The sequence below is a fragment of the Leclercia sp. 119287 genome (genome assembly GCF_009734485.1).
In the GTDB taxonomy this organism is placed as follows: Bacteria; Pseudomonadota; Gammaproteobacteria; order Enterobacterales; family Enterobacteriaceae; genus Enterobacter; species Enterobacter adecarboxylatus_C.
Map to the genome: position 1 here is coordinate 2,447,319 of NZ_CP046445.1, position 17,488 is coordinate 2,464,806.

A 17,488-nucleotide genomic window follows, 5' to 3' on the forward strand; every position below is an offset into this window, starting at 1 on the left:
AGAGGGTAATATGTCACAACAAGCTGAGAAGAATAATCATTATCTGTTGAGTAACTGGAAACCGGAAAACGCGGCATTTTGGGAAAATAAAGGTAAAAAGATTGCGCGACGAAATTTAGTTATTTCGGTTGCCTGTCTGCTGCTGGCGTTCTGCGTCTGGATGTTATTTAGCGCGGTGGCGGTGAATCTGAATAAGGTGGGTTTTAATTTCACCACCGATCAGCTGTTTATGTTAACCGCCCTGCCTTCGCTCTCCGGGGCGATATTACGCGTTCCCTACTCCTTTATGGTGCCCATATTTGGCGGCCGCTACTGGACGGTATTAAGCACCGTTATTCTTATTATTCCCTGCGTATGGCTCGGTATTGCGGTGCAAAACCCGGCTACCCCCTATGCGGTATTTATCACTATTGCCCTGCTGTGCGGTTTTGCCGGCGCCAACTTCGCCTCCAGCATGGGCAACATCAGCTTTTTCTTCCCCAAAGCCAAACAGGGCAGCGCGCTGGGGATTAACGGCGGGCTAGGCAATCTCGGCGTCAGCGTGATGCAGATGCTGGCTCCGGTGGTGATCTTCCTGCCGATGTTTACTTTCCTTGGGGTGCACGGCGTGCCGCAGGAGGATGGCTCGACGCTGTTCCTCGCCAACGCCGCCTGGATTTGGGCCCCGCTGCTTTTGCTTGCCACCCTCGCCGCCTTTTTCGGCATGAACGATATCGCCAGCTCGAAGGCGACCATCGCCAGCCAGCTGCCGGTACTCAAGCGCCTGCACTTGTGGCTGCTGAGCCTGCTCTATCTGGCCACCTTCGGGTCGTTTATCGGCTTTTCCGCCGGGTTCGCGATGCTGTCGAAAACCCAGTTCCCGGACGTCAATATCCTGCATCTGGCCTTCTTTGGCCCGCTGATTGGGGCCCTGGCGCGTTCTGCCGGTGGGGTGATCTCCGATAAGCTTGGCGGGGTGCGCGTCACGCTGGTGAACTTCATCTTTATGGCCCTGTTCAGCGCCCTGCTGTTCCTCACCCTGCCGGGCTCCGGCTCCGGCAACTTTACCGCCTTCTATCTGGTGTTTATGGGGCTGTTTCTCACCGCCGGGCTCGGCAGCGGCTCCACCTTCCAGATGATCGCTGTCATCTTCCGGCAAATCACCGTCTATAGAGTCAAACTGCACGGCGGCACGGACGAGCAGGCCCAGAAAGAGGCTGTTACCGACACCGCGGCCGCGCTGGGCTTTATCTCGGCCATCGGCGCCGTCGGCGGGTTCTTCATTCCCAAAGCCTTCGGCACCTCCCTGGCGATGACCGGCTCGCCGGTAGGGGCGATGAAGGTCTTCCTGGTGTTCTACATCGTCTGCGTGTTCGTCACCTGGCTGGTGTATGGCCGTCGTCAGAAGCACGTCAAATCATAACGAGTCAGTTCAATTTTTTGTGAGCAGTGTAACCACGGGGCGGGAGTCGCCCCGTCAGGAGAAACGTCATGAGTAAATTGTTGGATCGCTTTCGTTATTTCAAACTAAAAGGCGAGACCTTCGCTGATGGACACGGTCAGGTGATGCACACCAACCGCGACTGGGAGGACAGCTATCGCCAGCGATGGCAGTTCGACAAAATTGTGCGATCCACCCACGGCGTGAACTGTACCGGCTCCTGTAGCTGGAAAATCTACGTCAAGAATGGCCTGGTCACCTGGGAAACCCAGCAGACCGACTACCCCCGCACCCGCCCCGACCTGCCGAATCACGAGCCGCGCGGCTGCCCGCGCGGGGCCAGCTACTCCTGGTATCTCTACAGCGCCAACCGCCTGAAGTACCCGCTGGTGCGCCGCAAGCTGATCGAGCTATGGCGCGAGGCGCTGGCACAGCACAGCGATCCGGTGCTGGCCTGGAACGCCATCCAGAATGATCCGCAGAAGAGCCAGAGCTACAAGCAGGCGCGCGGTCACGGCGGGTTTATCCGCTCCAACTGGAAAGAATTAAACCAGCTTATCGCCGCCGCCAACGTCTGGACCATCAAACACTACGGCCCGGACCGGGTGGCAGGCTTCTCGCCGATCCCGGCGATGTCGATGGTCTCCTACGCCGCGGGCACCCGCTATCTCTCCCTGCTGGGCGGCACCTGTCTGAGCTTCTACGACTGGTATTGCGACCTGCCGCCCGCCTCGCCGATGACCTGGGGCGAGCAAACCGACGTGCCGGAGTCCGCCGACTGGTACAACTCCAGCTATATCATCGCCTGGGGCTCCAACGTGCCGCAGACCCGTACCCCGGACGCCCACTTCTTTACCGAAGTCCGCTACAAAGGCACCAAAACCATCGCCATCACCCCCGATTTTTCGGAAGTGGCGAAACTCAGCGACCAGTGGCTGGCGCCGAAACAGGGTACCGACAGCGCCCTGGCGATGGCGATGGGCCACGTGATCCTGAAAGAGTTCCACCTCGATAACCCGAGCGACTACTTCCTCAACTACTGCCGTCGCTATACCGACATGCCGATGCTGGTGATGCTCGACCCGCGCGAGGACGGCAGCTACGTGCCGGGCCGGATGCTGCGGGCCTCCGACCTCGCCGACGGGCTGGGCGAAGCCAATAATCCGGAGTGGAAAACCGTCGCCTTTACCGCCACCGGCGATCTGGTGGTGCCCAACGGCTCTATCGGCTTCCGCTGGGGCGAAAAAGGCAAATGGAATCTCGAACCTTTGGCGGCCGGTCAGGAAACGGAGCTGGCGCTCTCCCTGCTGGGCACCCGCGACACCGTCGCCGGGGTGGCCTTCCCCTACTTTGGCGGCAATGAAAACCCGCATTTTCGCAGCGTGAAGCAGGAGCCGGTGCTGGTGCGCCAGCTGCCGGTAAAAACCCTGACCCTCGCCGATGGCCGCCAGCTGCACGTCGCCAGCGTCTACGATCTGGTGTTGGCTAACTACGGTCTCGATCGCGGGCTGGAAGATGTTCACGCCGCAAAAGATTACGCCGAAATCAAAGCCTACACTCCGGCTTGGGGGGAGCAGATCACCGGCGTGCCGCGTCGCCATATTGAGCAGATCGCCCGGGAGTTCGCCGACACGGCGCATAAAACCCATGGACGGTCGATGATTATCCTCGGTGCCGGGGTGAACCACTGGTATCACATGGACATGAACTACCGCGGGATGATTAACATGCTGGTGTTCTGCGGCTGCGTGGGCAAAAGCGGCGGGGGCTGGTCGCACTATGTCGGCCAGGAGAAGCTGCGCCCGCAAACCGGCTGGCTGCCGCTGGCCTTCGCCCTCGACTGGAACCGCCCGCCGCGCCAGATGAACAGCACTTCGTTCTTCTACAATCACGCCAGCCAGTGGCGCTATGAAAAACTCACCGCCCAGGAGCTGCTCTCCCCCCTGGCAGACGCCTCGAAGTTCACCGGGCATCTGATCGACTTTAACGTGCGCGCCGAGCGCATGGGCTGGCTGCCCTCTTCGCCGCAGCTAAACCTTAATCCGCTTCACATCAAGGCTCAGGCCGAGGCGGTCGGCATGTCGCCCCAGGAGTACACCGCCCAGGCGCTGAGATCGGGCGATATCCGTATGGCCTGCGAGCAGCCGGACAGCGGCAGTAACCATCCGCGCAACCTGTTTGTCTGGCGCTCGAACCTGCTGGGCTCGTCCGGCAAAGGCCATGAATATATGCTTAAGTACCTGCTGGGTACTGAAAACGGTATTCAGGGCGACGATCTCGGCAATACCGACGACGTGAAACCCGAAGAGGTGGAGTGGCAGACCGCCGCCATCGAGGGCAAGCTGGATCTGCTGGTGACCCTCGATTTTCGCATGTCCAGCACCTGCCTGTTCTCGGATATCGTCCTGCCGACCGCCACCTGGTACGAGAAAGACGATATGAATACCTCGGATATGCATCCGTTTATTCATCCCCTTTCCGCCGCGGTGGACCCGGCCTGGGAGTCGCGCAGCGACTGGGAGATCTACAAGGGCATCGCCAAAGCCTTCTCTGAGGTCTGCGTCGGCCATCTGGGTACCGAAACCGACGTGGTGCTGCAACCGTTGCAGCACGACTCTCCTGCGGAGCTGTCCCAGCCGTTCGACATCGCCGACTGGCGCAAAGGCGAATGTGAGCTGATCCCCGGCAAAACCGCGCCAAACATCGCCGTGGTGGAGCGTAACTACCCGGACACCTACGAGCGCTTTACCGCCCTCGGGCCGCTGCTGGACAAGCTCGGCAACGGCGGGAAAGGCATCTCGTGGAATACCCAGGACGAGGTCGATTTCCTCGGCAAGCTCAACTACGTCAAGCTCGACGGCCCGGCGAAAGGCCGCCCGCGCATCGAGACGGCGATTGACGCCTCGGAGGTGATCCTCGCCCTGGCCCCGGAAACCAACGGACAGGTAGCGGTCAAGGCCTGGGAGGCGCTGGCCGAGTTCACCGGCCGCGAACACAGCCACCTGGCCCTGAACAAGGAAGACGAGAAGATCCGCTTCCGCGATATTCAGGCCCAGCCGCGTAAAATCATCTCCAGCCCGACCTGGTCCGGCATCGAGAGCGAACATGTCTCTTATAACGCCGGCTACACCAACGTCCACGAGCTGATCCCCTGGCGCACCCTCTCCGGGCGGCAGCAGCTGTATCAGGATCACCAGTGGATGCGCGCCTTCGGCGAGAGCCTGGTAGCCTATCGTCCGCCGATTGATACCCGCAGCGTGACCCACATGCGCGAGATCCCACCCAACGGCTTCCCGGAGAAGGCGCTGAACTTCCTGACGCCGCACCAGAAATGGGGTATTCACTCCACCTACAGCGAGAACCTGCTGATGCAGACGCTGTCGCGCGGCGGGCCCATTGTCTGGATCAGCGAAACCGACGCCCGCGAGCTGGGCATTGAGGATAACGACTGGATCGAGTGCTTCAACGCTAACGGCGCCCTCACCGCCCGCGCGGTGGTCAGCCAGCGCGTGCCGCCGGGAATGACCATGATGTACCACGCCCAGGAGCGCATTCTGAACATTCCAGGCTCTGAAGTGACCGGACGACGCGGGGGGATCCACAACTCGGTCACCCGCATCTGCCCGAAACCGACCCACATGATTGGCGGCTACGCCCAGCTGGCGTATGGCTTCAACTACTACGGTACCGTCGGGTCGAACCGCGACGAGTTCATCATGATCCGCAAAATGAAGAACATTAACTGGCTGGATGGCGAAGGTCGGGATCAGGTACAGGAGGCGAAAAAATGAAAATACGCTCACAGGTTGGCATGGTACTTAATCTCGACAAATGCATTGGCTGTCACACCTGCTCGGTGACCTGCAAAAACGTCTGGACCGGGCGCGAAGGCATGGAGTACGCCTGGTTTAACAACGTCGAAACCAAACCGGGCATCGGCTACCCGAAAAACTGGGAGGACCAGGAGCAGTGGCAAGGCGGCTGGATCCGCGGCATCTCCGGCAAGCTGACCCCGCGTCTGGGCGGCAAGCTGGGGGTGCTGTCGAAAATCTTCGCTAACCCGCAGATGCCGCAGATCGACGACTATTACGAACCCTTCACCTTCGACTATCAGGATCTGCACCGCGCCCCGGAGGGCAACCACCTGCCCACCGCCCGCCCGCGCTCGCTGATTGACGGCAAACGGATGGACAAGATCAAATGGGGGCCAAACTGGGAAGAGCTGCTCGGCGGCGAGTTCGAGAAACGCGCCCGCGACCGCAACTTCGACAGGATGCAGAAGGAGATGTACGGCCAGTTCGAAAACACCTTTATGATGTATCTTCCGCGCCTGTGCGAGCACTGCCTGAACCCGAGCTGTGCGGCGACCTGCCCGAGCGGGGCGATCTACAAGCGCGAAGAGGACGGCATCGTGCTGATCGATCAGGACAAATGCCGCGGCTGGCGTCTGTGCATCAGCGGTTGCCCGTACAAAAAAATCTACTTCAACTGGAAGAGCGGCAAGTCGGAAAAATGCATCTTCTGCTATCCGCGCATCGAATCCGGCCAGCCCACCGTCTGCTCGGAAACCTGCGTCGGGCGCATCCGTTACCTCGGCGTGCTGCTGTATGACGCAGACCGTATCGAAGAGGCGGCCAGCACCGAGCATGAAACCGATCTCTATGAGCGTCAGTGCGACGTGTTCCTTAACCCGCACGATCCGGCCATCATTGAAGAGGCGGTTAAGCAAGGCATTCCGCAGAACGTGATTGACGCGGCACAGCGTTCCCCGGTCTACAAAATGGCGATGGACTGGAAGCTGGCCCTGCCGCTGCACCCGGAGTACCGGACCCTGCCGATGGTCTGGTATGTACCGCCGCTGTCGCCGATCCAGTCCTATGCCGATGCCGGTGGTCTGCCGCAGACCGACAGCATCCTCCCGGCCGTTGAAAGCCTGCGCATTCCGGTGCAGTATCTGGCGAACATGCTCAGCGCGGGCGACACTGGCCCGGTGCTGCGCGCCCTGAAACGGATGATGGCGATGCGCCACTACAAACGCTCCCAGACCGTGGAAGGCGTGACCGATACCCGCGCCATTGAGGAAGTGGGCCTCAGCGTCGAGCAGGTGGAAGAGATGTACCGCTATCTCGCCATCGCCAACTACGAAGACCGCTTCGTGATCCCGACCAGCCACCGGGAAATGGCCCGCGATGCCTTCCCGGAGAAAAACGGCTGCGGCTTTACCTTCGGCGACGGCTGCCACGGCTCCGACACTAAATTCAACCTGTTCAACAGCAGCCGCATCGACGCCATCAACATCACCGAGGTGCGGGATCACGGGGAGGGAGAGTAATGCAGATCCTCAAAATTATTGCCCTGCTGATTGAGTACCCGGACGAGGCGCTGTGGGAGAGCCGCGACGAGGCGATCGCTCTGGTGGCGCAGGACGCGCCGGCGCTGCTGCCCTTTGCGCAGCACTATCTCAGCGCGCCGCTGCTCGACCGGCAGGCGGGGTGGTGCGAGGTGTTCGAACGTGGGCGCGCCACCTCGCTGCTGCTGTTTGAACATGTGCATGCCGAATCCCGGGATCGCGGACAGGCGATGGTCGACCTGATGAACCAGTACGAGCAGGCCGGATTGCAGCTCGACTGCCGCGAGCTACCGGACTATCTGCCGCTCTATCTGGAGTATTTAAGCATTCTGCCCGAGGCGCAGGCCCGGGAGGGGTTGCAGAACGTGGCGCCAATCCTGGCCCTGATTGGCGGACGGCTGAAACAGCGCGAGGTGGCGCACTATCAGCTGTTTGATGCCCTGCTGAGGTTCGCGGGCAGCAAGCTCTCCAGTGACAGTGTCACGCAGCAGGTGGCAGGTGAAAAACGGGACGATACCCGCCAGGCGCTGGATGCGGTCTGGGAAGAGGAGCAGGTGAAGTTTATTGAGGATAACGCCACGGCGTGCGAAAGCTCGCCCATGCAGCAATATCAACGACGCTTTAGCCAGGACGTCGCGCCGCAGTACGTGGACGTCAGCGCCGGAGGCCCAAAATGACACACCATCTGAACGTCTTTTTCTTCGACATTTATCCGTACATCTGCGCCGCGGTCTTCTTCCTCGGCAGCTGGCTGCGGTATGACTACGGCCAGTACACCTGGCGCGCCTCCTCCAGCCAGCTGCTGGACAAGCGCGGCATGAACTGGGGCTCTAACCTGTTCCACATCGGCATTCTGGGGATTTTTTTCGGCCATCTGTTCGGGATGTTAACCCCGCACTGGATGTACGCCTGGTTCCTGCCGATGGCGGTCAAACAGCAGCTGGCGATGATTGCCGGGGGGATCTGCGGCGTATTGACCCTGATTGGCGGCTCGATGCTGTTGTATCGTCGTCTGTTTAATCAGCGGGTGCGCGCCACCTCCACCACCCCGGATATCATCATCATGAGCATTCTGCTGACCCAGTGCGTGCTCGGCCTGACGACCATTCCGTTCTCGGCCCAGTACCCGGACGGCAGCGAGATGCTGAAACTGGTCGGCTGGGCGCAGGGGATCTTCACTTTCCGCGGCGGATCGTCTGAGATGCTGACCGGCGTGGCGTTCATATTCCGCGTCCACCTGGTGCTGGGGATGACCATCTTCCTGATCTTCCCGTTTACCCGTCTGGTTCACGTCTGGAGCGCCCCGTTCGAATACATCACCCGACGCTATCAGTTGGTGCGCTCCCGGAGGTAAGCCCGAGCCACGCCGGGTGGCGGCTGCGCCTTGCCCGGCCTACGAAAACCGCACCATACCGTAGGCCGGGCAAGCGCATGCGCCGCCCGGCGTTGCAGACCGCAGGGTGCCAAACCATGCCGGGTGGCGGCTCCGCCTTACCCGGCCTACGAAAACCACACCATACCGTAGGCCGGGCAAGCGACAGCGCCGCCCGGCGTTGCAGACCGCAGGGTACCAAACCATGCCGGGTGGCGGCCACGCCTTACCCGCCCTACGAAAACCGCACCATACCGTAGGCCCGGCAAGTGCATGCGCCGCCCGGCGATGCAGACCGCAGGGTGCCAAACCATGCCGGGTGGCGGCTCCGCCTTACCCGGCCTACGAAAACCACACCATACCGTAGGCCGGGCAAGCGCATGCGCCGCCCGGCGTTGCAGACCGCAGGGTGCCAAACCATGCCGGGTAGCGGCTCCGCCTTACCCGGCCTACGAAAACTGCACCACACCGTAGGCCGGGCAAGCGCATGCGCCGCCCGGCGTTGCAGACCGCAGGGTGCCAAACCATGCCGGGTGGCGGCTCCGCCTTACCCGGCCTACGAAAACCACACCATACCGTAGGCCGGGCAAGCGACAGCGCCGCCCGGCGATGCAGACCGCAGGGTGCCAAACCATGCCGGGTGGCGGCTCCGCCTTACCCGGCCTACGAAAACCGCACCATACCGTAGGCCGGGCAAGCGCTAGCGCCGCCCGGCGTTGCAGACCGCAGGGTGCCAAACCATGCCGGGTGGCGGCTCCGCCTTACCCGGCCTACGAAAACCGCACCATACCGTAGTAACGCGGCGAAAAAGGGAACGGCAACCGCCGAAGAACTGGATGCCGTGAGCATACGCGCTAAAGTTTTAATCGGCTAACAGAAAGGGGCTGTCGCCCCTTCCCGCCTATTTCCCCGCCTGCGGATGGGTTTCAAACCCGGCCATCACCGCCGTCAGTTCTGCCAGCGAAAAACCGTACTTCGGATCGTCCACGCCCAGCCCAAACCGCTCCTGCATCAGCTGATATAGCGCCGCTGCGTCCGGCAGGTTGATCTGCTCCACCACATGCCCCTCCTGCCAGTGGGTAAAGTGCAGATTGGTGAGCGTCAATTTGCCGCCGTCCGGCAGATGCCGACACATCAGCAGATGATGACGAAAATGGGACTGCGGCCAGTGCGCGGACCAGAAGTTGCCCATCACGTAATCGGTCTGATACTGGGCGGCGAGATCGAAGTGATACATCGACTGCCAGTGATCGTGATGACGGAACTGGAGCACCCAGTCCTGGCCGTCGTTGATCAGGCGGTAGACCCCGTGCGGGGTCGCCTGCTCCTCCTCGGCGATCAGCCGAATCGGTGCGGTCAGCGTCTGCCCGCCAAAGCCCACATCGGCTATCCAGCGCTCGCCATTCAGCTCGACCAGCAGCAGACGATGGGTGCGCGGCGGCATCTGTGCCGGGTTTGCCAGTACCACCCGACCCAGCAGGCTGCGCACGTTAAACCCTACCTCACGCAGCGCCCGCTCAAACAGGCCGTTTTGCTCAAAGCAGTAACCGCCGCGTCGGGCGGTGACCAGCTTATCGGCCAGGGAACGATCGTCGAGCTGGATCTCCCGCGGCAGCACCACATCGATATTTTCAAACGGGATGGCGCTGTTGTGCTGCAGGTGCAACGCCCGCAGGGTGTCGATATCCACAGAAACCGGCTGCTGCCAGCCGGTACGGGCGAAATACTCGGTCAAAAACGGGGTCATGGTGGGCTCCTTTAACAATGCTTCCTTGTTTATAAACTATTTTTCCTCAACCACTGTCGCAAATGTGCTTTTTACCCGCGCGTTGTGCGTTGCATGATCCCCAGCGCCGTCAGCATTAATACCAGCCCGGTAAGCAGCGTCAGCGTAGCCATCGCCATCCCCTGTCCGACGGATCCCTGCTCGAACTGCCGCCAGATAAACACCGACACGGTTTGCGTCCCCGCCGGGGCCAGCAGCAGCGAGGTGACCAGCTCGCGCGAGGCGATAGCGAATACCATCAGCATCGCCGCCAGCATCGCCGGGGAGACCAGCGGCAGGACGATAAAGCGCAAGGCCTGCAACGCCGACGCGCCATGTACCCGCGCGGCAGGCTCCAGATTCCCACCCAGCTGGCGCAGCGCGCTTCCGACATAGCGCACCGGCCACGGCAGCAGCAGGCAGCAATAGGACAGGAGCAGGATCGCCCAGCTGTTATAGGGCGTGACCGGCCAGAACGGCTGGTTCCACAGCAGGATCAGCCCCACGCCCACCACCACGCCGGGTAACGCCGCGGGCATCAGGGACAGGGCATCCAGCACGCCGCGCCCTTTGATCTTCTGCACCACCACCAGCCAGGCGGCCAGCAGGCCGAGCAGCCCGGTAATACAGGCCGCCCCCAGCGCCAGCGACAGGCTGGTGCCCAGCGCCGACAGGGCATCCCCCTGCTGGCTGAATAGCGCCACATAGTGAGCGCCGGTCAGATTGGCGAGCGCCACCCCGCCCGATAAGGTGCCCAGCACCCCGGACAAGGCCATCGAGGCCCCCGGCAGGATCACCGCGATAAGCCCGGTCAGCGCCAGCAGCGCTACCACCGGCAGGGTAAAGCCCCCTGCATCCGCCCCCATGTTCTCCGTCGGTTTGCCGGTAATGCTGGTCACATCCTGATGGCCGGTCAGTCTTTTCTGCAACCACCAGGCGCTCAGGGCGATGGTCACCAGCACCACCGAGAGCATCGATGCGCCGGAGAGATCGATCGGCCATTCAGCGAGTTTTTTCTCGATATCGGTGGTCAGCATCATCACCCCGGCACGGGTGCCGAGCGCGGCGGGCACGCCATACTCTTCAATCGCCAGGGTAAAGGCCAGCAGCATCCCCGCCGCCAGCGACGGCGAAAGCATCGGCAGGGTGATATGCCAGAACGCCCGCCCCGGCGTCGCGCCGTGAACCCGCGCCACCAGGGCCAGACGCTGCCCGCTGGCCAGCAGGCTGCGCGACACCGCGAAATAGACCACCGGGAAGATATTCAGGGCCATCACCAGCACAATCCCGGTCTGGCTGAACAGCAGATTATTCAGGTTGAACCCGGTGAGCTGTTGCAGATAGCCATTGGTTTGCAGCACCAGCATCCACGACAGCGCGGCGATATAAGGCGGGGTTAAAAACGGGATCAGAAACAGCAGATCCCACAGCCGGGGCAGCGGCAGGTTCAGCAGCCCGCGCGCCACGCCGAGGGGAAAGCCAATCAACGCGCTGACCAGCGCCACGCCGACGGCCACCTGCAGCGTACCGCCCAGCATGGTGGGCAATTGCGGTTCGGCCAGCAGCGTCGCAACGCCGCTAAAGGCCCCGGAGAAGACCCCGGCGCTGAACTGCGGAAACACCGCCTGCAGCAGAATAAAGACCAGCGGAAACGCCACCAGGATCACCAGTAGCGCCAGCGTCGTCACCGACAAGTATTTAGGATTCACAAAGCAGTCCTGAAGACGGGGTTGCCCCCGTCACATGATTATAAGGTGAAGAGCGTGTTGAAACGCTTGAGGATATCGCTGCGTTCGCTTGTACCGTCGCTTTTGGTCGGCAGGATTTTCAGATCGTTGAGCAGCGGACGCTTAGCCTGCACGTCGCCGCGGGCGGGCATCAGCCAGGCATCGGCCACCATCGCCTGGCCTTCAGGGGAGAGGACGTAATCGACGAAGGCTTTGGCATCCTCCGCGTGCTGGGTGGATTTGAGGATCATCATCGGGCGCGGGGCAATCACCGTCCCGCTGGCCGGGAAGATCACCTTCAGGGATTCGCCCTGGCTGATGTTGCCATACGACACGTAATCCACCGCGCCGAACACCGCCGCTTTCGCCCCCTGCATTACCGGCGTTACCGCCTGGGCATTCGGGCCGCTGACCACCATGCCGTTCTTTTTCAGCTCATCAAACAGGGTCCAGGCCTTATCGCCCATGCCATTTTGCAGCCCGATCAGCAGATCCAGCGAGGCGCCGGAGAGCGCCGGGTCCGGGGTGGTCACTTTGTCTTTGAAGGCGTCGGTGGTCAGATCGCGCCACTCTTTCGGCTCCGGGGTGCCGCTTTTGGTGTTCCAGACAATGCCTAAGGCCGAGATGCCCTGCGCCACATAGTCGTCTGATTTCAGGTCTGCGGGCACCTTCGCAGCATTGGCACTCTGGTACGGCAGCAGCCAGCCGCGGTTGTGCAGATCTTCTGCGGTATCCCAGGAGGCGGAGATCAGAATATCGGCCTGCGGATTGGCCTGTTCCGCCTCGAGGCGGGCCATCACCTTGCCGGTGGTGGCCTGGAAGATATCCACCTTCACGCCGGTTTTCTTTTCAAAACCGCTGGCGAGGCTTTTGGCGAGCGACCCCGGGCCGGCGGTGTAGACGGTCAGCGCGTGGGCGCTGGACATCATTACGGACGATAACGCCATGGCTAACAGAACTCCTTTTTTGACGGACAATGCAGCTTTCATGCGAACTCCCCTGAGGATGTAATCAAACGATCGGCAGCGACGCTGCCAGCAGACAAATGCACGATGCGATCGGCCAGGATTTCAGCCTCCCGGCGGTCGTGGGTAACATAGACGGCGGTGGTGCCGAGCTGGCGCAGCAGCGTGGCCATCTCGTGACACAAGGTTCCACGCAGTTCGCTGTCGAGGTTGGAGAGCGGCTCGTCGAACAGCAGCACCCGCGGCTCGGCGACAATCGCCCGGGCCAGCGCCACGCGCTGTTGCTGCCCGCCGGAGAGCCCGGCGGGTTTGCGGTCGGCGAAATCGCTTAAGCCGACGCGGGCCAATGCCTGAGCCACGCGGCTGTCGCGTTCCTGACGCGGGATTTGGCGCATCTTCAGCGGGAACATCACATTCTGTGCCACGGTCATATGCGGCCAGAGGGCGTAATCCTGGAACACCATGCCGATGTCCCGGGCTTCCGGCGGCAAGGCCCAGCCGGTTTTCGCCACCAGCCGTTCGCCAAAATGGATCGTCCCCTGCGCGGGCTGGGTTAACCCTGCCAGCAGACGCAACAGCGTGCTTTTGCCGCAGCCCGAGGGCCCCAGCAGCGCAACCACGCTACCCGGCTCGATATGCAGATCGATTTGATTCAAAACGGTATTCGCGCCAAAAGCGTAGGAGACGCCTTTGAGCGTTATGGAAGTGAGCATATTGTTATCCTCTTTGGGATTTGATGCTCGCCACTGTAGGCAGCTTATGTGACGTATACATGACGTAAATGTTGCGTATTGATTTCCAATGGCTTTCAGACGTTTAATGCTCTGATGCTATTTATGAGGAATTTCTATGAGCCACTTCCGCCCCGTTGAGTTAATGCACGCCAGCCGCCTGTTAAATCACGGCCCGACCGTTTTAATTACCAGCCGCGACGACACCCTTGATCGGCGCAACGTGATGGCCGCCGCCTGGTCAATGCCGGTGGAGTTCGAGCCACCGCGGATCGCCATCGTGGTGGATAAAAGCGCCTGGTCACGGGAGCTGATTGAGCGCAGCGGCATGTTCGGGATCGTCATTCCCGGCGTGGCGGCGACCAACTGGACCTACGCGGTGGGTAGCGTCAGCGGCCGCGATGAGGATAAGTTCAACTGCTACGGTATTCCGGCCATCAACGGTCCGGTGCTGGGCCTGCCGGTGATCGAGGAGAAGTGCCTGGCGTGGATGGAGTGCCGTCTGCTGCCCGCCACCTCGGCGGCGGAAAAGTATGACACCCTGTTTGGTGAGGTGGTCTCTGCCGCGGCGGATGAGCAGGCGTTTGTCGCCGGACGCTGGCAGTTTGATGACGATAAGCGCAATACCCTGCATCACCTTGGCGCGGGGACCTTCGTCACCAGCGGCAGGCAGGTGAAAGCGCCTGAGTGAAATAACCCGTGTTTACTCAGGCGCCGGATTTTGCCCGGCGGCGCTGCGCTTGCACGGGCCTACACGAGCACGGGACACGTAGGCCGGGTAAGGCGCAGCCGCCACCCGGCGTTGCAGGTCTTGCACTGTCGTAAATATCGTCTAATAGGTCTTATAGGGGATGCGCATCCGGTCCAGCAGGTTGGTAAAATCCTGGACCGCGACGAACGCCACCGCCCCTTTGCCGGGGATGACGTTAGTGATGATGCCCACCGTCTCCCCGGTCAGGCTGTCGATGACCGGCCCGCCGGACATGCCGGACACCGCCCCCGCCCCGGTGATGATGCCGTAGTAGCAGCCGTCACGCTTCACGAAGCCGTCGATTTTTCCCATGCTGGATTTAGGCAGACTATTGATAGCGCTGTAGCCGAACAGGGTAACGTTGCGCCCGACCCTGGCCCAGGCCAGCTGATGCACGATCTTGCCCCGGTTGTTATCGGCAATCACCGCCACGTCGCAGGCCGGATGTTGCGCCCTGATGGGCTTCAGCAACGGCACCGCGACGTGGGCGGCGGTAAGCGACAGCGTGCTTGAGACCGCAAAGGTGGTGCCCTGCATCCCGGCCGCAAGCCAGTTCAGCGGCGCAGGCAGGCCGATAAAGACGAGATCCGCCTGTTTCGTGGCGGAAAAGTCAGTGCGGCTGGTGCCGGACATCACCACGCACCCCAGCAGTGTAAGGGGTGCCATGAGTGCGGCGAGAGCATAATGCAGACGCTTCATGGTTCACCCCTCGGCCCTACCTTTTCGACCGCCCGGCGATGATCTCATCGGCCACGATACGCGGAGCCTCGGCGTAATGGTGGAACTCCATGCTGTAGGTTGCCCGCCCCTGGGACATGGAGCGCAGCGTGGTGGCGTAACCGAACATCTCCGCCAGCGGCACGTCGGCGCGGATAATCTGGCTGCCGAACTGCTCCTCCATCCCCTGCACCAGCCCGCGCCGGGAGGAGAGATCGCCCATAATATTCCCGGCATACTCTTCCGGAGTTTCAACCTCCACGTGCATCATCGGCTCGAGAATGACCGGATCGGCTTTGCGCGCCGCGTCCTTAAAGCCGAATATCGCCGCCATGCGAAAGGCCATCTCCGAGGAGTCGACGTCGTGATAGGAGCCAAAGGTCAGGGTCGCTTTGACATCGACCACCGGATATCCCGCCAGCACGCCGCTGTTCATCGCTTCGCGCAGCCCTTTCTCCACCGACGGGATATACTCCCGCGGCACCACCCCGCCTTTGGTGGCATCGACAAAGGCAAAACCGCTGCCCGGCGCCTGCGGCTCGAGGCTCAGCACCACGTGACCGTACTGCCCTTTCCCGCCGGACTGGCGGACAAACTTGCCTTCGATGTCGTTTACCGCCCTGCGGATGGTTTCCCGGTAGGTGACCTGTGGACGGCCGATATTGGCCTCAACGCCGAACTCGCGCCGCATGCGGTCGACAATGATCTCCAGGTGCAGTTCCCCCATCCCGGAGATAATGGTCTGGCCGGACTCTTCGTCGGTATGCAGGTGGAAGGAGGGATCTTCCGCCGCCAGCCGGTGCAGCGCGATGCCCATTTTCTCCTGGTCAGCTTTGGTTTTCGGCTCGATGGAGAGGGAGATCACCGGGTCCGGGAACTCCATCCGCTCGAGGGTAATCACCGCGTTGGGGTCGGTCAGGGTATCGCCGGTAGTGACATCCTTCAGCCCGACGCAGGCAGCGATATCCCCGGTCCGCAGCTCTTCGACGTCATGCCGGTCGTTGGCATGCATCAGCACGATGCGCCCGATGCGCTCTTTTTTGCCCTTCACCGGGTTAAAGACCGCGTCGCCTTTTTTCAGCACCCCGGAGTAGACGCGGATAAAGGTCAGCTGCCCGACGTAGGGGTCGGACATCAGCTTGAACGCCAGCGCCGAGAAGGGTTCATCGTCGTTGGGGTGACGCTCGGCGTGCTGCCCTTTCTCATCCACCCCGTCAATGGCGGGAACGTCGAGGGGCGACGGCATCAGCTCAATCACCGCATCCAGCATCCGCTGCACCCCTTTATTTTTGAAGGCGCTGCCGCACAGCATCGGCTGGATCTCCCCGGCCACCGTGCGTTTGCGCAGGCCGCGAATAATCTCCGCCTCGTCGAGATCGTTGGTTTCGAGGTATTTATCCATCAGGTCGTCGCTGGCTTCCGCCGCCGCCGAGACCATTTTATCCCGCCAGGTTTGCGCGGTGGTTAGTAGCTCATCTGGCACCGGGGCATAGTTGAAGGTCATCCCCTGGGTGGCGTCATCCCAGATAATGGCCCGCATGTGGATCAGATCCACCACCCCGGTGAAATGATCCTCGGCACCGATGGGGATCACAATCGGTACCGGGTGGGCTTTCAGCCGGTCGATCATCATCTGCACCACGTGGAAGAAATCGGCTCCCGGACGGTCCATCTTGTTGACGAAGGCGATGCGCGGCACCCGGTACTTATTGGCCTGCCGCCAGACGGTTTCCGACTGCGGCTGCACCCCGCCCACCGAGTCGTAGACCATCACCGCCCCGTCCAGCACGCGCATGGAGCGTTCCACCTCAATGGTGAAATCGACGTGGCCGGGGGTGTCGATAATGTTGATCCGGTGCGGCTCAAAGCCGCGGTCCATGCCGGACCAGAAGCAGCTCACCGCCGCCGAGGTGATGGTAATGCCCCGCTCCTGCTCCTGCGCCATCCAGTCGGTGATCGCCGCGCCATCATGGACTTCCCCCATCTTGTGGCTCACCCCGGTATAAAACAGGATGCGCTCGGTGGTGGTGGTTTTTCCGGCATCGATGTGCGCCGAGATACCGATGTTGCGATAACGCTCTAGATGAATGGGCCGGATCATGATGCATCCTTCTTTAATGGACATGACAATCACGCGCCGGGTGAGCGCGTGCAGGTATGTAGATCAGTGTAGTGCCCTGTCAAAGTGGGGACGGGTGATTTACGGTGAGGGAAGCAGACCGCGCTGCAACGCCGGGTGGCGGTGGCGGCTGCGCCTTACCCGGCCTACGGGACCGGTGTCGTTGTAGGCCGGGCAAAGCGAAGCTGCCGCCCGGCATCCGCGCCAGGACTTAATCCATATGGCCAATTATTTAACCGGGAGCCCCTTAAGTAAGGCCTCCGCTGTAGAGACATTGCCGTCTGCCTTGTTAGCCTGCCAGTAACAGCGGTTACGTCTTCTTTGTCTACCTGAATTGATTTCATATCGCCCTGCTCTGTCCGCAGCCAGCGAGGGGCTTTTAGCCTGTCGCTAAAATAACTCACCAGTTCAAACAGCAAATCTTCAATCACACGCTGCTGCTCGCTTGTCAGCATGCCACTCATTGTCAGTTGAGTAAGTTCCTGACAGTACCGGCACAGAGTATCGGTTTCCGGCTCGAACACGGGGAGATGAGTGGGCGACGTATCAATGGTCACCATATCCACCATTG

General features: G+C 61.4%; 13 protein-coding genes. 6 read left to right on the forward strand and 7 right to left on the reverse strand.

The genetic code is table 11. The features are described from left to right. Positions 1 to 10 precede the first annotated feature (10 nt). The 5 genes from GNG27_RS11825 (at position 11) to narI (ending at position 8,124) form a co-directional block, all read left to right on the forward strand. The gene (locus GNG27_RS11825; protein ID WP_142489507.1) at positions 11 to 1,402 is read left to right on the forward strand and encodes a NarK family nitrate/nitrite MFS transporter; all 1,392 of its coding nucleotides are present in this window, start codon (positions 11 to 13) and stop codon (positions 1,400 to 1,402) included. A gap of 68 nt (positions 1,403 to 1,470) precedes the next feature. Further along, a complete protein-coding gene (locus GNG27_RS11830) occupies positions 1,471 to 5,211 on the forward strand; it encodes a nitrate reductase subunit alpha (RefSeq protein ID WP_156263802.1) in 3,741 nt (1,246 codons plus the stop codon). Further along, positions 5,208 to 6,752, forward strand: coding sequence for a nitrate reductase subunit beta (gene narH / locus GNG27_RS11835; protein WP_156263803.1), 1,545 nt, complete (start codon positions 5,208 to 5,210; stop codon positions 6,750 to 6,752). Before GNG27_RS11830 ends, narH begins: the two co-directional genes overlap by 4 nt. Continuing rightward, positions 6,752 to 7,447, forward strand: coding sequence for a nitrate reductase molybdenum cofactor assembly chaperone (gene narW, locus GNG27_RS11840; protein WP_156263804.1), 696 nt, complete (start codon positions 6,752 to 6,754; stop codon positions 7,445 to 7,447). The genes narH and narW overlap by 1 nt, the downstream gene beginning before the upstream one ends. Next, positions 7,444 to 8,124, forward strand: coding sequence for a respiratory nitrate reductase subunit gamma (gene narI, locus GNG27_RS11845; RefSeq protein WP_142489511.1), 681 nt, complete (start codon positions 7,444 to 7,446; stop codon positions 8,122 to 8,124). The genes narW and narI overlap by 4 nt, the downstream gene beginning before the upstream one ends. A 919-nt stretch (positions 8,125 to 9,043) precedes the next feature. Here the strand turns inward: narI and nhoA are convergent. From nhoA to GNG27_RS11865, 4 genes are all read right to left on the reverse strand, one after another. Further along, positions 9,044 to 9,889, reverse strand: a complete 846-nt coding sequence (gene nhoA / locus GNG27_RS11850) for an N-hydroxyarylamine O-acetyltransferase (protein WP_156263805.1) — start codon at positions 9,887 to 9,889, stop codon at positions 9,044 to 9,046. A 71-nt stretch (positions 9,890 to 9,960) separates the two neighbouring features. Then, on the reverse strand, positions 9,961 to 11,616 hold the full coding sequence (locus GNG27_RS11855) for an iron ABC transporter permease (RefSeq protein WP_156263806.1): 1,656 nt from the start codon (positions 11,614 to 11,616) through the stop codon (positions 9,961 to 9,963). Between the two features lie 38 nt (positions 11,617 to 11,654). Continuing rightward, the gene (locus GNG27_RS11860; RefSeq protein ID WP_156263807.1) at positions 11,655 to 12,623 is read right to left on the reverse strand and encodes an ABC transporter substrate-binding protein; all 969 of its coding nucleotides are present in this window, start codon (positions 12,621 to 12,623) and stop codon (positions 11,655 to 11,657) included. Then, positions 12,620 to 13,312: an ABC transporter ATP-binding protein gene (locus GNG27_RS11865; protein ID WP_156263808.1), complete on the reverse strand. Its 693-nt coding sequence runs from the start codon at positions 13,310 to 13,312 to the stop codon at positions 12,620 to 12,622. Before GNG27_RS11865 ends, GNG27_RS11860 begins: the two co-directional genes overlap by 4 nt. A 136-nt stretch (positions 13,313 to 13,448) precedes the next feature. On the opposite strand from GNG27_RS11865, the gene GNG27_RS11870 reads away from it, so the two are divergent. Further along, positions 13,449 to 14,021 (forward strand): flavin reductase family protein, encoded by a 573-nt coding sequence (locus GNG27_RS11870; RefSeq protein ID WP_156263809.1) that lies wholly within the window; start codon positions 13,449 to 13,451, stop codon positions 14,019 to 14,021. Between the two features lie 141 nt (positions 14,022 to 14,162). Here the strand turns inward: GNG27_RS11870 and GNG27_RS11875 are convergent, their stop codons facing one another. The 3 genes from GNG27_RS11875 to GNG27_RS23500 form a co-directional block, all read right to left on the reverse strand. Further along, a complete protein-coding gene (locus GNG27_RS11875) occupies positions 14,163 to 14,780 on the reverse strand; it encodes a serine protease (protein ID WP_142489518.1) in 618 nt (205 codons plus the stop codon). A 16-nt stretch (positions 14,781 to 14,796) separates the two neighbouring features. After that, positions 14,797 to 16,899: an elongation factor G gene (gene fusA / locus GNG27_RS11880; RefSeq protein WP_156263810.1), complete on the reverse strand. Its 2,103-nt coding sequence runs from the start codon at positions 16,897 to 16,899 to the stop codon at positions 14,797 to 14,799. A 164-nt stretch (positions 16,900 to 17,063) separates the two neighbouring features. Continuing rightward, the gene (locus GNG27_RS23500) at positions 17,064 to 17,486 is read right to left on the reverse strand and encodes a hypothetical protein (RefSeq protein ID WP_197090520.1); all 423 of its coding nucleotides are present in this window, start codon (positions 17,484 to 17,486) and stop codon (positions 17,064 to 17,066) included. Positions 17,487 to 17,488: the final 2 nt, after the last annotated feature.

Excerpts from the sequence above, each read along its gene's own strand:
- GNG27_RS11825 (WP_142489507.1), top strand. The coding sequence starts at position 11 with ATGTCACAACAAGCTGAGAAGAATAATCATTATCTGTTGAGTAACTGG.
- GNG27_RS11830 (WP_156263802.1), top strand. The coding sequence starts at position 1,471 with ATGAGTAAATTGTTGGATCGCTTTCGTTATTTCAAACTAAAAGGCGAG.
- narH (WP_156263803.1), top strand. The coding sequence starts at position 5,208 with ATGAAAATACGCTCACAGGTTGGCATGGTACTTAATCTCGACAAATGC.
- narW (WP_156263804.1), top strand. The coding sequence starts at position 6,752 with ATGCAGATCCTCAAAATTATTGCCCTGCTGATTGAGTACCCGGACGAG.
- narI (WP_142489511.1), top strand. The coding sequence starts at position 7,444 with ATGACACACCATCTGAACGTCTTTTTCTTCGACATTTATCCGTACATC.
- nhoA (WP_156263805.1), bottom strand. The coding sequence starts at position 9,889 with ATGACCCCGTTTTTGACCGAGTATTTCGCCCGTACCGGCTGGCAGCAG.
- GNG27_RS11860 (WP_156263807.1), bottom strand. The coding sequence starts at position 12,623 with ATGAAAGCTGCATTGTCCGTCAAAAAAGGAGTTCTGTTAGCCATGGCG.
- GNG27_RS11865 (WP_156263808.1), bottom strand. The coding sequence starts at position 13,312 with ATGCTCACTTCCATAACGCTCAAAGGCGTCTCCTACGCTTTTGGCGCG.
- GNG27_RS11870 (WP_156263809.1), top strand. The coding sequence starts at position 13,449 with ATGAGCCACTTCCGCCCCGTTGAGTTAATGCACGCCAGCCGCCTGTTA.
- GNG27_RS11875 (WP_142489518.1), bottom strand. The coding sequence starts at position 14,780 with ATGAAGCGTCTGCATTATGCTCTCGCCGCACTCATGGCACCCCTTACA.
- fusA (WP_156263810.1), bottom strand. The coding sequence starts at position 16,899 with ATGATCCGGCCCATTCATCTAGAGCGTTATCGCAACATCGGTATCTCG.
- GNG27_RS23500 (WP_197090520.1), bottom strand. The coding sequence starts at position 17,486 with ATGGTGGATATGGTGACCATTGATACGTCGCCCACTCATCTCCCCGTG.